The sequence below is a fragment of the Flavobacterium sp. PLA-DH12 genome (assembly GCF_059511845.1).
This window is the reverse complement of the sequence record NZ_JCAMPD010000006.1, coordinates 156,520-168,957: the sequence shown is the minus strand read 5'-3', so window position 1 is coordinate 168,957 and position 12,438 is coordinate 156,520. Positions and strand designations below refer to the sequence as shown.

Genomic DNA, 12,438 nt, shown 5'->3' with positions numbered 1-12,438 from the left:
GAAATGAGTTATTTAAGTAGAAAAAAGATTATAGTTTTTTTGGATTACGACTTGTGTGACGAATTCTCAAAATATGAATCTCATTGAAAGTTATTTTATAAGATATTCGATAACTATAAATTTCATATGCCCGATAACTTCCATTGTTTGGAATTTTCATTTCATCCAATTCGTAAATTTCCCAATTTGTTTTTAAAATTGTTACAGAATTATAAATAGTATCAATTACTTTGTTTGGGATATTTTTACTTTTAGATTCTTTAAATATATGAAAGTATATTTTTTCAAGCTGAATTTTAGCGGCTTTAGACCAAATTATTTCTTTTTCCATTGTACAATTTGATCCTTCATTTCATTATGAGAATAGAAATTACCACTTTGAATATCTTCTTCAGCAACTTTTAAATCTTCATTATATCTTTCAGAATAATTGACAGGAGTTTTACGACTATCTAAAATTGTTTTTAAAGCAGATAAAAACTGATCGTCATCAATTTTTTCAATTTCAGAAATTAAAATATTTTTAAGTTCAAGAGTGTTCATAATTACGTAATTTTATCGAAGTTACAAAACAAAATCATACGATTGGTTTTGAAAACCTTAAAATTTCCAAGAGTTGTGCTCAGTGTCATTTAGGAAACTCCAGGCTACAATTCGGCTATTTTTTTGCCCTTGCGACATTTCGATTGTTTTGACAGAAACGGCGTTTACTTTTTTCAAGATTTTGTAAATCGATGAAAGATTTTCTTTTTTAGAAACTAGAGTAGTAAACCACAAAACTTGCGATGGATATTTAGCGCTTTCGTAAATCATTTGCGTGATAAATCCGATTTCGCCGCCGTTGCACCACAATTCTGCATTTTGTCCGCCAAAATTTAAAACTGGATTTGTATTTCTTTTTTCTTTCGGGTTTAAATTAGAAACTTTTCTAGAAGTGCTTTTATGAGCTTCTTCGGCAGATGCATGAAAAGGCGGATTGCACATCGTGAATGTAAAACGATCTTCGGGCGTGATAATATTTTTAAAAATAAATCGAGGTTCGGTTTGCTGCTGCAAGCTGATAGAATCAATTAATTCTGGATTGGTTTCAATAATTTTAGCGCAATTTTTAATTGATTTTTGGTCAATATCTGTTCCGACAAAACTCCAATTGTAAATCGAATTTCCTAATATCGGATAGATTAAATTTGAACCTGTACCGATATCTAATCCTAAAACAGTGCTGGTTTCTGGAATTTGATTGTTATTGCTTTCGGCCAATAAATCGGCTATGTAATGAATATAATCGGCACGTCCTGGAATTGGCGGGCAAAGATAATTTTTAGGAATATCCCAGTTTTGAATGTTGTAATACGTTTTAAGTAAAGCCTTGTTTAATGTTTTTACAGCAAGCGGATTACTGAAATCGATGGTTTCTATTCCGTGTTTATTAATGGAGACAAAAGCTTTTAATTCGGGACAATTTGAAATGAGAAGTTCAAAATCATATCGGTTTCGATGAAGATTTCTTGGATGTAAATTGTCTTTTTGGGAATTGTTTTCTGCTTTCATTTTTTTTGATTTCGATGCAAAGATAGGCATTCCTTTTTTGGAAATGATTTTAGGAAATTCCCATTAGTCCTATTGCCCAAATCTGTTGTAGTAGCTATTGGCGGTAGTTTTTTTTGATGCTATATTCTTTTTTTCAATGTAATCTCAGTACTTGGTGCTTTTATAAGTTCTTTTAAAGTATCAATTTCATAATCGAAGAGTTTGTCGATTCTTTTTTCTAGCAAAAACGTAAAAAAAGTTTCTATATCCTTCCTTTCTTCTTTAAATTTATTTAGAAATTTTAATCCAATTGTAGTTTCATTTTCATTTCCTAAATAAAAATAAGTTGAACAATCAGTTTCTCTTTTACGATTCGTTTTCTTTTTTAATCTTTCTATTACATTGTCTACGGCTTCAATTCCAGAATATAGACAAACTCCTTCCATAGCAGTATCTTTAATTTTTCCGTTAGTTAATTCATTAATAAATAATTCCGATTCGCGTTCATCTGCAAGACGAATAATTGTTATTAATGAAGAGGAAGCAACATCATTGCTTTTATGATTAATTTTCTTTACTAGATGAGGAATTGATTTTCTGGTGCCAGAAGTATGTAAACAAGTATTTACTCTTTTATAGATCCAGTCACTATGATTGCTTTCTAAAATATTAATTAGGGCATTTTCGATTTCAGAATTTTTCGAATTATGCAATAATTCTATGATAGACTCTACAATATTACTTTTTTTATATTTCTGTAAAATTAAGAGTAAAGGTTTTACTTCGGTATTTTCGTTTTTTGTCTGTTTTCGTATCGAGCTATGAATTATGCTTTTTACATTCTCATTTTTTTCAGTTATGTACTTTTGAATTAAAAAATTTGTTATTTCATTTAATTCAAATTTTTCACCTATTTCACTAAGTTTTGTATAAGTTTCGATTAATTCGATTTCCTCAACTGAAGAGTTAATGCTATTTTTTAAAACATCAATTTTGTTTATTATATCTTGATTAAATGAATTTGTCATAGTTTTTGAATCAAAATTACTATCAACGCTCTAGTACTAGAGCTGGTTTTGGACTAAATTAAGGCTATTCGTCGGATTTGTGACACGAGCGATAGTGATCAGGCGAAGCAAATCTTCCCAAATATAAAAACATTATCCCATTAAGTCAATTGCCCAAATTTGTTATAGTTGCTGTTAGCAGTATTACTTAATTTACCCATGCGAAAAAGCCTGAATAATATTTCCACTCGTCATTGATTTTTATGTATGTAGCAAGCATTCCACTTTCATTACCTTCAGAGTAAAATATGCAAAGTGTATTATTTCTTAAAAATACAGGTTTCGAAAAACTATAAATTCCATAATATTTTTCACTTTTTTCACTAGCAATAAATTCAGAATTCTCGAGTTTTCCCTTTGCCCAACCTGTTTTATTGTTGTCTTCAATTTCTTTATATACATAATCCATCTCTTTACTTGTGAATAGTATACTATTTGGCATTTCATCAATATTTTTTGCAAATCTTGTATCCCGAATTTGAAGAGTGGTTGCTTTTAAAGCATCTTTTATATATTCTAAATGGGAAGGTGGTATGTTTTCGGTATAGGTGATTTTATCTATTTTTTCTTTTTTAAAAAAGTCAATGACAAAATTTTCGGCTTCTGATTTTTCCTGTGCTTGCATAATAAAGCAAATAAGGAGAGAAGTAATTATAATCTTTATTTTACTCATTTCTACTTTGTATTAAGGCAAAAGCTTAGGAGGTACATCAGATTTGAGACTAAATTAAGCCCATTCTTCAGATTTGCTTCCCGAGCGATAGCGAACAGATGAAGCAAATCATTCCAAATATAAAAATATTTTACCGTTAAGGCAATTGCCTAAATCCGTTGTAGTACCTGTTACCGGCAATATCTTATTTCCATTCAGTTTCTGTTGCTAATTTAGTTAGTTTTGAATACAGAGCACTTAATCCATAAGTGCCACTTAACCCGTAATCTTTTATTTTCTTAATTGATCCATCTTCAAAAATTATGTCAAGAGTTGCTGTTGAAGCATCAGTATAATTAACTTCGTAGTAATCTTTTAATTTCTTAATTTCTATATAATTTAATAAGTCAAATATTTCGGCAACATTTTTTGGGTCAAATTGCTTTATTGATTTTCCTCTAAACTTAGTAAATTCTATACCATCAAACTCAGCTAAACCATTTTTATTAATTGTAAGTTTAAAAACTGGACAGGTTCCAAAGCAATAATCCGTTTTAACTTTTATAGATTTAATTTTATTATCAATGATGACTTTGTCGTTAAGTTCAATAAAAGAATCAAACTTATATGTTAAAGTATCTATCTTGATATATTTCTCAATGTTATCATCAAAATCAAAGGGTAAATTTACTTTTCGAATTTGTAATTCATTTTTATCTTTAACTTTAATTGGTTTCACATATTCACAAATTGCAAAATCTATAATAAATCTAGTTAGTTTAAAATTATTACTGCCTTGATCAATTATAGCATATTGTGAATATCCGTAGTAATGCGGAATGAAAAGCAAATCAGTTAGTCCATCGTTGTTAATGTCTACTTTTTTCCAATTATGTATTTCAGATTGATTAAAAATCTTCTGACATTTTAAATTTGTATAAATGCTATCTGTTGAAACAATTCTAAAATTTCCATAATCAAAATCTTTCCATACTTTCTTAACAAATTCAGGAGCTACAGTTTTGATAAAATCCTCAACGTCTTTATCTGTTTTGAGTTCATCTATTTTATTTCCAAAGGCTACGTTTGAAAAAATAATTACGAATATTAGAGTTAGTTTCTTCATATTATTGGTAACATCCTGCTACTACAGTGGCTTTGAGACTAAATTAGGGCCATTCCTCGGTTTTGCCACCCGGGCAATAGCGAACAGACGAAGCAAATCATTCCAAACTCAAAATCATTTTTCCATCAAGCTTATTGACAAGATCTGTTGTGCTAACTGTTAGTCTCAGACTTTATTGGTTTACTTTTGCCATTTTATTTTTACTGCTGAAATTTTGTCAAGTTCAAGTCTTACATCTTTTAAAATTCTAAAACCACATTTTTCATAAAATTTTAATGGCGAAATATATTCTTGACCGTTTTTCTTCTTGTCATTGTTATGATCTATTACCCAACCATTTAATACTACTTCAGTATTTTTAATTTTGTCTAGCATTTTTCGTCCTAATCCATTTCCTTTTATTTTTTCTGATAAAATGATAGCAAACCACTTCTCATCATCTCTGTCAAATGTCAGAGCCCACCCCAAAATTAAGCCTATGTCATTTGTCATCAAAAAATGCTTAAGGTTATTTAAGTTTTGCAGATAATTGTCAAATTCAGTCAGACTATTGTATGAAAGTTTTTCAGGATATTCGCTATTCCATAAGTCAAGCACTTGCTTTTTTGCTTGTTCGTTTAGTTCAGTCGTCTGTATAATTTCAATATTCTCTGTCATTTATCTTTGTGAGTTTTGGCGGTTAAGTTTGGGACTAACGTTCTGGCACTACAGCAGGTTTGGTACTAAATCGAATCCATACCTCGGATTTGCTATTTGAGCAATAGCGAACAGACGAAGCAAATTATTCAAATACAAAACCATCTTTCCATTAAGCCTATTGCCCAAATCTGTTGTAATAGCTGTTACCTGCTGGCATTTTATTCTTCTATTTTATTGTCAGTTTCTTTAATTATAGACTTTAGCCCTTTCTGAATTGTTTCGTCACAAAGGACGAAATAAACACTTTCAGGTGCAGTCAATAATATTATTTTTAGTTTCGAGTTTTGTTTCGCAGCCACTTGATTTAGCACTTTTCTAAAATTCGTCAAGTAGTCGAAAGCAGGAACTCGACTTCTATCTCGTACATTTCCAGAATACAATAAATAGGTTGATCCATTAATTGCCAAGGTATGATTAATATTTTCAACTTTGTCACTCTCTTTTTTCCAATCAATTTTTTCGTCTGCCCAATTTAATTTCAAACCATTTTTCTCAAAAACTACTTTTGCAGAATTTAAATATGATGGTACATTTTGCTCATATAGATCTCCTGCCCATACCTCAAATGCCCGAAAATCTGAAGTTGATGAACCATTTTTATTTTCTGCTAATTGATATACGCTTGATAAATAGTAATCGTTCGGAAATGTTAACCAAATATTGCTATTGTAGTAAGTTCCAGGTTTCGAGTTTTTATCGATTTCAAACTTCAATTTTTTGAGTTTGATTGGATCTGTTATTAAGTCAAAGTAATTTATTTTGTCTAGTTTTTCAGATAATGTTAAACCATCTTGAGCGAACAAATTCATCATACTCCCAAATATTCCCATAAATATCAATTTCTTCATTAAGTTTTAGTTTCGTTATGCTTGTTGGTAACGTCCCACTACTTTATTGGGTTTGGGACTAAATTAAGCCCATTCCTCGGATTTGCCACCTGAGCGATAGCGAACAGGCGAAGCGAATCATTTCAAATACAAAAAACATCTTTTCATTAAGTCTATTGCCTAAATCCGTTGTAGTAGCTGTTAGTAGCTGTAAATTAATACCAAGGATATATATCTTCGATTTTAAACTTTTTTATTCTCTCACTTTTCAGTAAATTATTTTCTGAATTTATGATTTTTGTTAAACAATTATAATATAGTTTTTCTCCGTTTTTCAAGTTTAATTTAACATAGTGATAATCTCTCCAAGGATTTCGACCTTTCCACATTACAGTATGATTTTCAACTTCCAAAACGTCTGAATATAAAACATTTTTGATTTCCTTTTCTGTTGAAATTTCTAAATAATTTTGTTTAAAAGTTATTTTTCGATTTCGATTTAGTCTTTCATATCGATAATGCAAAATGAATCCTGGAACAGTAAATGAAGAAAAAAATAAAAATATAAAACTAGATTCTGAAACAGATTTACTAATTATAAATTCTTCCTTTTCGTTATAATTCACGACTAACATTATTAAGAAATAAAGAATTGAAAATAAAAACATTACAATTGTTGGTGTAATATATTTTAGATTTCTTTTGTATTCCATTAATTTGTTTTTTCTGTTTTATAGCCACTAACGTCCCTCTACTACAGTGGGTTTGGGACTAAATTAACCCCATTCTTCGGATTAGCCAAATTATTCAAATGCAAAACCATCTCTCCATTAAGCCTATTGCCCAAATCCGTTGTAGTAGCTGTTAGGCAACATTGCAGTGCGTATGTTTGATAAGTTTAGAAATTCGACTAAGCGGTCTCAAAATTAATTTCTTTTTTAGATTTACATTTTCTGTCTTCTCATTTTTGTAAATGTTTTTATATCTTGTTTTTACACATCAGGTATTGACAGATTTCCTCTTTCTTTTCAATAATAATCTTGTCTGTTTCCAATCTTTCAAGCGTTTCTGGTGGCAAGTTGTTGTCAGTACGATATTTTATTATTTGTTGTAAAAATTTGTCAATTATTTTCTTGTCGACTTCTGAAATATTTTTTGGACTGAAATTATTTATCCCTAATATCCAAATATCTGTATATTCTTGTTTTGCTTTGTATAAAATTGATAATTTATCAAAAAGTTCGAATGATAAATCTTTATTTGTTATAATGGTTAAAGTCGGTCTTGAACTACTATAGCTTGAACTAACAAATTGATATGTTGAATACACTTTTCCTTCAAATTCACGATAGTAGTCAGAAATTTCTATCCTAACATTTTGACCGAAAGAAGTTTGGAATTGAAAAATCAAACAGATAAATAATATTCTTTTCATTCTTTTATATTTTTATTACTAGTTTGTTTTACAATAACGCCTAACGTTCTGGTACTACAGCGGGTTTGGGACTAAATTAACCTCATTCTTCGGATTTGACACCCGAGCGGTAGCGAACAGGCGAAGCAAATCATTCCAAATACAAAACCAACTTTCCATTATGCCTATTGCCTAAATGCGTTGTAGGAGCTGTTATGCGTAGTTATTTCATTAGTTTTCCGTTTTCGTCCCATGAAGTAAATGTTTTTTTTATTCCGTCTCGAATAAAACTTACTTTTCCACTTTCGTAATAAGCCTTATAATAAATTTCTTTTCCATTTTCAACTTCACTTTCATATTTTAAATTTCCATTTCCATAAGAACTGTAAAATTTGCCTTTTGGAATTCCATTAACAACATTTTGATAAAGTGCAATTTTTCCATTGTTAAAATAGCAAATTATTGTACCGTTATACTTTAAATTATCTTTAAAAAGAATGTCTTTTTTATAGTGTCCTTTAAATATTAACTTTCTGTTTTCATTAAAGTATTCTACGTCACATTCGTCTTTTAATTTGTTGGTGTATTTTTCCAAAAAATTGCCATTAAAATAGTGATAACTACTTGATACATTTTCAACGAATTGGAATTTTGGTTTTCCATTTTTCCAATACTCTATTGTTTCATTATTATCGTTGTCAAATTGTTGCTTTAAATTTCCATTTTCTAAATATTCAATATTTTTTCCAATTTGATTTCCTAGATTATATTGACGTAACCATTTAATTTTTCCATTCTCATACCAATCAATATATTCTTTATGGCATTGGCTGTCTTTCACAGTGCCAATAGATTTCTTTTTTCCAGATTCGTAAAAATTAATATTAACATATTCTGATTTTTCTTTATATAAGCGTAAAGATTTTATTTTTTTACTTTTATAAAAAGTCGTATCGATCGCAGTAAAATTTTTTAGGTTTATTTTAAGAGAATCTAGTTCATTTTCAATTATTGTTTTTTCCTTGCAAGATGAGAAAAACATACAAACCAATAATAATAAAATATATTTTTTCAATTTTCTTTTTTTGATTACGTTCGTTTATAATTGCGGCTAACGTCCCACTACTAAGCGGGTTTGGAACTAAATTAAGCTATTGCCAGCTGTTCGCAGATGTTTTTTTAATTTAGTATTTCTATAATCGTTTCTTGTACTTGATTATCTTCATAGTTTTTGTAGTATTCACAAATTTCTATGTGGTTTTCTCCCATTATCGTTTTACTGCTCCAAAGTAGGTTTACGATTTCCTCAGGATTAATTTTGTCTAAAATACTTTTTACCAAACCGTGAAAGTCCAAATCAATAACTGAATTCTGTTCCTTTAAACATCTTAAAATAATAATATAGGAACGGAAGAGCGATTCGGTTTGACATTCTAAAAGTTTTTTATTTATGAAAGTTGTTCTCTCTGTTTCGGTATGAAAATAATACAAAGCAAATAGAAAGCTTTCGATTAAAATCTCATTTTTAAAATTTCTTTCAATTAATGTTTGTGCAATTAGTTTTTCAGAAGCATTTAGATCATTAATGATGCTATAATCATTTTCAAGTCGTACGTGACCCATGTTCCAAATCATAAATGAGGTGTAAAATTTTAAAAAATTTTCTGAATATTCAGTGTTGGAAAAATCAACATCATAAGATAAAAAATCTTTTTTTCTATTATTGATTATCTTCAAATAATACGCTCTATTTTCTATCATAGTTTCTAAAATATCTGCTAACTAGTATATAGGTATGACAAAAACATACAATGCCACCCAATATCACGCATATATGCATGATTAATGTAATGCTTTAATTAAATCAAATATATAAATAATCTTTTTATTACAAATTTTAAAAAAATCTTTTGTTTGGTTTAGATTTTTTGGTCTTATTTGTGATAAATTAAAGTTGGTTATGACAAAAAAACTATTTGCGAAGTTTCTGCATTAGGAAATTTAAGAAGACAAATTAGTCAAAACACTCCATTAAAAGCAAATCTCCGTCGCGATGTGTTATGGTTACAATTCCGTCTTGTTCAACAGAATTACTGCTTCCGGTTCTGTAGCCCATTGTGAGTGTATCGTTGTTTAATTCGTATTTTAAATTGGTTGAAGAAATTCCGTTAACAACACCAATTGGAATTAACGAAATAGGTGTTTTTGCGGTATACCATTTTTCGAATTTTGTCGGCAGCAAGAATATTTTAGAATGATCGTCGAGAATTACAATTTTGAGTAAATCTCTGTAGCGAACAATCTGTGTTAGGTTTGTAATCGTATGATCTGCACGTTTTCCTGTTGCCCAAACGACATTTGCGGCAGGAATTTTTCTTTCGATAAGATAATCAAAAGCTTTTTCTAAATCTGTTTTATCTTGATTGGGTGTATGAACGATTTCGATTGGAAATTGCGAAGTTTTATAAATTTCAGGATCAAAACCACGGTCAAAATCACCTAATAAAACATCTACTTTTATACCTAATTCAATTACTCTTTCTATAGCCGAATCTAAAACAACAACCAACGGTGACCATTCTAGTAATTGTCCTAATAATTCAGGATCACAGGCTGCGCCATTTGCAATTATTAAAGCTGGTTCCTGATCGTCTCGAACTATATGATGTGATGACATAACTGTTTTTTGAATGTGATGCAAAGGTAAGGTTTACAATTTTAGATTTCTGATTTTTTCAAAGCTTGAAACAATCAGAAATCAAGCAATCTTCTATGGTAATTGATTTGCCCTAAATGATACGCTAAATGGGTTGAAAGATGAATTAAGAAAAAACCTGTTGTCATTTCTTTTTCGAAAACAATCTGCGGATAAATTTTTTCTAAATCTGTTTCTGTTAAGGAATCTAAACTGTTATTGATAACGTTAATTGTATTTTCGATTTTTGAAATCAATTCTGCTTTCGGAATATCTTTTAATGAAAATTCTAAAGGACGATTTCGGACATAATCGGTCTTGCCAATTTCAGCCCCGATGTAAGTATTGAGATTTCCAACTAAATGAAGACACAGATTTCCAGCCGAATTGGAGATGTTCTTGTCAATGGCCCAAATTGAATTTTCATTTTGGTAGGATTCAATTTCGATTTTTAGTTTGTTTAAATCTCGATTGAAAAGTGTTTTGAGTGTTTCTATTGACATTTTTTTATTTAAATTAACGGTAAATGGAAAAAAGGCAAATCAATGTTAGTATTGTTCCTATTAGTGATGTTAGAAATACAAATGTATTATCTCGTGTTTGTTTGGTCATGAATTTAATAGTTCGATAGCAAATGAAATATACACCTATAATAGGATAATATATAAATTTTCCTAAAAGGTTAATAATCAGGATATAGAAAATTAAACTGATTATAATTCCTAATGTCATTCCGGCTAAACTTCCATAAATTGTTTTTTGATTAATTTCTCTATCTTTTAAAATTGCTTGATGTTCATTAAATTTAGAGTCGATTAAATTGTTTAATTCATTAGAATCTAATATGTCTGATTTTATAAATTGTTTTATGAAGTCCAAATCAGAATAATCATTACTCAAATCATACACTTCCTTCGTTATTCTTTGTATTTCTTTTTTATTAGTTTTATTGGATTCTAGAGTAGATAGAAAAACGTCAATTCCGCCTCTGTTATTTATCTCCAAAAGTATTTCCTTACTAGCTTTTCCAGAGTAATCAACCATAGTAATATAAGCTTCCTCAAGATCTTTGTCAGAGTAATTTTTATAATTCATTATAATGATAAATTCCGAATGATTAATTTCTGCTTTTTATAGGAATCCAGATTTCTTCTTCAGAATTAGGATCGTCTTTTTTATACTTTTCATTCATTACAGCAAAATGCGGTCTATTATCTACCGTATATTCAGAATTTGGAAGCCATTCTGCAAAAATATAATGATAGGTTTGGTGAGCTTCTGTCGCTGGCCCTAAATGAAGAAAAACAGCATATAAACCATCAGGAATAATTAAAGTTTGCATTCCTTCTGGAATAGTTGAATAATCTGAAACTTCTACGGCAGCCCATTTTTGAAAACTGTCGTTAGGGTCAAAATTATCAAAATGATTTTCTGCGTAAACTTCTAAAGAATATAAATTGGCATTAATTGTATTTTTTATTTCTTTTCGATTTGGCATAAAACCATTCCATAATTGAAAAGTTTTATTCTCAATAAAAGACATTTCTATAAAATGTCCAAGGAGTTTTTTTTCGGTTAAGTTTCTAATGATAGGTTTCATAATTACTTAATTTTGTAATTTTCTGTACTGGTTTCACTTAGAGAGAAATAGCCTAACGGATAATTATCTTTATTGGTTACATTGATCATATTTCCTTTTACGGTTGCTGGAGGAGACTGAAATGGTCCTCCAACAGTGCTTCCTGCAATGCTGACCAAAATATTCATATAATTATAGTACTGTTTTGAAATCCCGTAATGTTTGATTTCAATTTCATTTCCAATTATTAAATCTTCATCGTCTGAAAGGCTAAAAAATTCATTGCTATTAAAAAATTTATCCTCGTCTACATAGAAAGTTGATTTAACTTTATTTGAGTATAAATATTTGTATAAATAAAAATTATCTGCATCGGCAGGATCAGTATAAAAAGCTTTTATTTCAATGTCTTTTCCAGTAAAACCGCCTTGATTATTTTGTTCTATGCGGGTAATGGGAGCTACTGATTTTAAAGTTTCTGTTCCAATATATCTACTTCCTCGGCTAATTACAGTTAACGTATATTGTTCATCGATAACGGGTGTAAAATTTATGCATGAATATTGGCCAGTCTTTTTAATTTCGATAAAATTAAATCTTTCCTTTTTACTATTTTCTATATAAATAATTGCTCCAGAAACGGTTGGGATTTTATTCTCAAAATAACCCGTTGTAGTTGTCAGCTTTATTGTCTGCTCATTTCCTGTTGTTCCTTTCTCCCAAGTAATAGCGGCTTCTATTACCAATTTTGGAGGAGCTGTATCTAAATCAACATCCACAACCTTTTCGCAGCTTGCGAAAAATAGAGATGTGAGAAGCACGATTAAAAAAACTAATTTTTTCATATGT

Annotated in this window: 17 protein-coding genes; all 17 read right to left on the bottom strand. The window is 29.5% G+C overall.

Going from position 1 to position 12,438, the window contains the following annotated elements; translation table 11 throughout:
- Nucleotides 1-28: 28 nt before the first annotated feature.
- Entirely contained in the window at nucleotides 29-331 is a 303-nt protein-coding gene (locus AC5ZCW_RS13675; protein ID WP_281631712.1) for a type II toxin-antitoxin system RelE/ParE family toxin, read from the bottom strand.
- Nucleotides 316-543 (bottom strand): hypothetical protein, encoded by a 228-nt coding sequence (locus AC5ZCW_RS13670; RefSeq protein ID WP_496120431.1) that lies wholly within the window; start codon nucleotides 541-543, stop codon nucleotides 316-318. The genes AC5ZCW_RS13675 and AC5ZCW_RS13670 overlap by 16 nt, the downstream gene beginning before the upstream one ends.
- Before the next feature lie 57 nt (nucleotides 544-600).
- A complete protein-coding gene (gene rlmF / locus AC5ZCW_RS13665) occupies nucleotides 601-1,551 on the bottom strand; it encodes a 23S rRNA (adenine(1618)-N(6))-methyltransferase RlmF (protein WP_496120429.1) in 951 nt (316 codons plus the stop codon).
- A gap of 119 nt (nucleotides 1,552-1,670) precedes the next feature.
- A complete protein-coding gene (locus AC5ZCW_RS13660) occupies nucleotides 1,671-2,558 on the bottom strand; it encodes a hypothetical protein (RefSeq protein ID WP_496120427.1) in 888 nt (295 codons plus the stop codon).
- Nucleotides 2,559-2,745: 187 nt separating this feature from the next.
- Nucleotides 2,746-3,270, bottom strand: coding sequence for a hypothetical protein (locus AC5ZCW_RS13655; RefSeq protein WP_496120425.1), 525 nt, complete (start codon nucleotides 3,268-3,270; stop codon nucleotides 2,746-2,748).
- Between the two features lie 184 nt (nucleotides 3,271-3,454).
- Nucleotides 3,455-4,375: a DUF6438 domain-containing protein gene (locus AC5ZCW_RS13650; RefSeq protein ID WP_496120423.1), complete on the bottom strand. Its 921-nt coding sequence runs from the start codon at nucleotides 4,373-4,375 to the stop codon at nucleotides 3,455-3,457.
- A gap of 180 nt (nucleotides 4,376-4,555) precedes the next feature.
- Nucleotides 4,556-5,032: a GNAT family N-acetyltransferase gene (locus tag AC5ZCW_RS13645; RefSeq protein WP_496120421.1), complete on the bottom strand. Its 477-nt coding sequence runs from the start codon at nucleotides 5,030-5,032 to the stop codon at nucleotides 4,556-4,558.
- Between the two features lie 200 nt (nucleotides 5,033-5,232).
- Entirely contained in the window at nucleotides 5,233-5,922 is a 690-nt protein-coding gene (locus AC5ZCW_RS13640; protein ID WP_496120419.1) for a hypothetical protein, read from the bottom strand.
- Between the two features lie 194 nt (nucleotides 5,923-6,116).
- Nucleotides 6,117-6,614 (bottom strand): PH domain-containing protein, encoded by a 498-nt coding sequence (locus AC5ZCW_RS13635; RefSeq protein ID WP_496120418.1) that lies wholly within the window; start codon nucleotides 6,612-6,614, stop codon nucleotides 6,117-6,119.
- Between the two features lie 266 nt (nucleotides 6,615-6,880).
- Nucleotides 6,881-7,336, bottom strand: coding sequence for a hypothetical protein (locus AC5ZCW_RS13630; RefSeq protein WP_496120416.1), 456 nt, complete (start codon nucleotides 7,334-7,336; stop codon nucleotides 6,881-6,883).
- A gap of 202 nt (nucleotides 7,337-7,538) precedes the next feature.
- Nucleotides 7,539-8,390, bottom strand: a complete 852-nt coding sequence (locus AC5ZCW_RS13625; protein ID WP_496120414.1) for a toxin-antitoxin system YwqK family antitoxin — start codon at nucleotides 8,388-8,390, stop codon at nucleotides 7,539-7,541.
- 104 nt (nucleotides 8,391-8,494) lie between these two features.
- A complete protein-coding gene (locus AC5ZCW_RS13620; protein WP_496120413.1) occupies nucleotides 8,495-8,950 on the bottom strand; it encodes a hypothetical protein in 456 nt (151 codons plus the stop codon).
- 379 nt (nucleotides 8,951-9,329) lie between these two features.
- A complete protein-coding gene (locus AC5ZCW_RS13615) occupies nucleotides 9,330-9,992 on the bottom strand; it encodes a thiamine diphosphokinase (RefSeq protein ID WP_496120412.1) in 663 nt (220 codons plus the stop codon).
- Nucleotides 9,993-10,066: 74 nt separating this feature from the next.
- Nucleotides 10,067-10,513: a DinB family protein gene (locus AC5ZCW_RS13610; protein WP_343542439.1), complete on the bottom strand. Its 447-nt coding sequence runs from the start codon at nucleotides 10,511-10,513 to the stop codon at nucleotides 10,067-10,069.
- Nucleotides 10,514-10,526: 13 nt separating this feature from the next.
- On the bottom strand, nucleotides 10,527-11,105 hold the full coding sequence (locus AC5ZCW_RS13605) for a hypothetical protein (protein WP_496120410.1): 579 nt from the start codon (nucleotides 11,103-11,105) through the stop codon (nucleotides 10,527-10,529).
- 22 nt (nucleotides 11,106-11,127) lie between these two features.
- Nucleotides 11,128-11,610, bottom strand: coding sequence for a GyrI-like domain-containing protein (locus AC5ZCW_RS13600; RefSeq protein ID WP_177210470.1), 483 nt, complete (start codon nucleotides 11,608-11,610; stop codon nucleotides 11,128-11,130).
- Nucleotides 11,611-11,612: 2 nt separating this feature from the next.
- A complete protein-coding gene (locus tag AC5ZCW_RS13595) occupies nucleotides 11,613-12,434 on the bottom strand; it encodes a DUF4249 domain-containing protein (RefSeq protein ID WP_496120408.1) in 822 nt (273 codons plus the stop codon).
- Between the last annotated feature and the right edge of the window lie 4 nt (nucleotides 12,435-12,438).

What these genes read in the sequence shown, in the direction of transcription:
- AC5ZCW_RS13635 (WP_496120418.1), bottom strand. Translation starts at nt 6,614, where the DNA reads ATGGAATACAAAAGAAATCTAAAATATATTACACCAACAATTGTAATG.
- AC5ZCW_RS13620 (WP_496120413.1), bottom strand. Translation starts at nt 8,950, where the DNA reads ATGATTTGGAACATGGGTCACGTACGACTTGAAAATGATTATAGCATC.
- AC5ZCW_RS13650 (WP_496120423.1), bottom strand. Translation starts at nt 4,375, where the DNA reads ATGAAGAAACTAACTCTAATATTCGTAATTATTTTTTCAAACGTAGCC.
- AC5ZCW_RS13660 (WP_496120427.1), bottom strand. Translation starts at nt 2,558, where the DNA reads ATGACAAATTCATTTAATCAAGATATAATAAACAAAATTGATGTTTTA.
- AC5ZCW_RS13610 (WP_343542439.1), bottom strand. Translation starts at nt 10,513, where the DNA reads ATGTCAATAGAAACACTCAAAACACTTTTCAATCGAGATTTAAACAAA.
- AC5ZCW_RS13595 (WP_496120408.1), bottom strand. Translation starts at nt 12,434, where the DNA reads ATGAAAAAATTAGTTTTTTTAATCGTGCTTCTCACATCTCTATTTTTC.
- AC5ZCW_RS13675 (WP_281631712.1), bottom strand. Translation starts at nt 331, where the DNA reads ATGGAAAAAGAAATAATTTGGTCTAAAGCCGCTAAAATTCAGCTTGAA.
- AC5ZCW_RS13615 (WP_496120412.1), bottom strand. Translation starts at nt 9,992, where the DNA reads ATGTCATCACATCATATAGTTCGAGACGATCAGGAACCAGCTTTAATA.
- AC5ZCW_RS13645 (WP_496120421.1), bottom strand. Translation starts at nt 5,032, where the DNA reads ATGACAGAGAATATTGAAATTATACAGACGACTGAACTAAACGAACAA.
- AC5ZCW_RS13605 (WP_496120410.1), bottom strand. Translation starts at nt 11,105, where the DNA reads ATGAATTATAAAAATTACTCTGACAAAGATCTTGAGGAAGCTTATATT.
- AC5ZCW_RS13655 (WP_496120425.1), bottom strand. Translation starts at nt 3,270, where the DNA reads ATGAGTAAAATAAAGATTATAATTACTTCTCTCCTTATTTGCTTTATT.
- AC5ZCW_RS13640 (WP_496120419.1), bottom strand. Translation starts at nt 5,922, where the DNA reads ATGAAGAAATTGATATTTATGGGAATATTTGGGAGTATGATGAATTTG.
- AC5ZCW_RS13670 (WP_496120431.1), bottom strand. Translation starts at nt 543, where the DNA reads ATGAACACTCTTGAACTTAAAAATATTTTAATTTCTGAAATTGAAAAA.
- AC5ZCW_RS13630 (WP_496120416.1), bottom strand. Translation starts at nt 7,336, where the DNA reads ATGAAAAGAATATTATTTATCTGTTTGATTTTTCAATTCCAAACTTCT.
- AC5ZCW_RS13600 (WP_177210470.1), bottom strand. Translation starts at nt 11,610, where the DNA reads ATGAAACCTATCATTAGAAACTTAACCGAAAAAAAACTCCTTGGACAT.
- rlmF (WP_496120429.1), bottom strand. Translation starts at nt 1,551, where the DNA reads ATGAAAGCAGAAAACAATTCCCAAAAAGACAATTTACATCCAAGAAAT.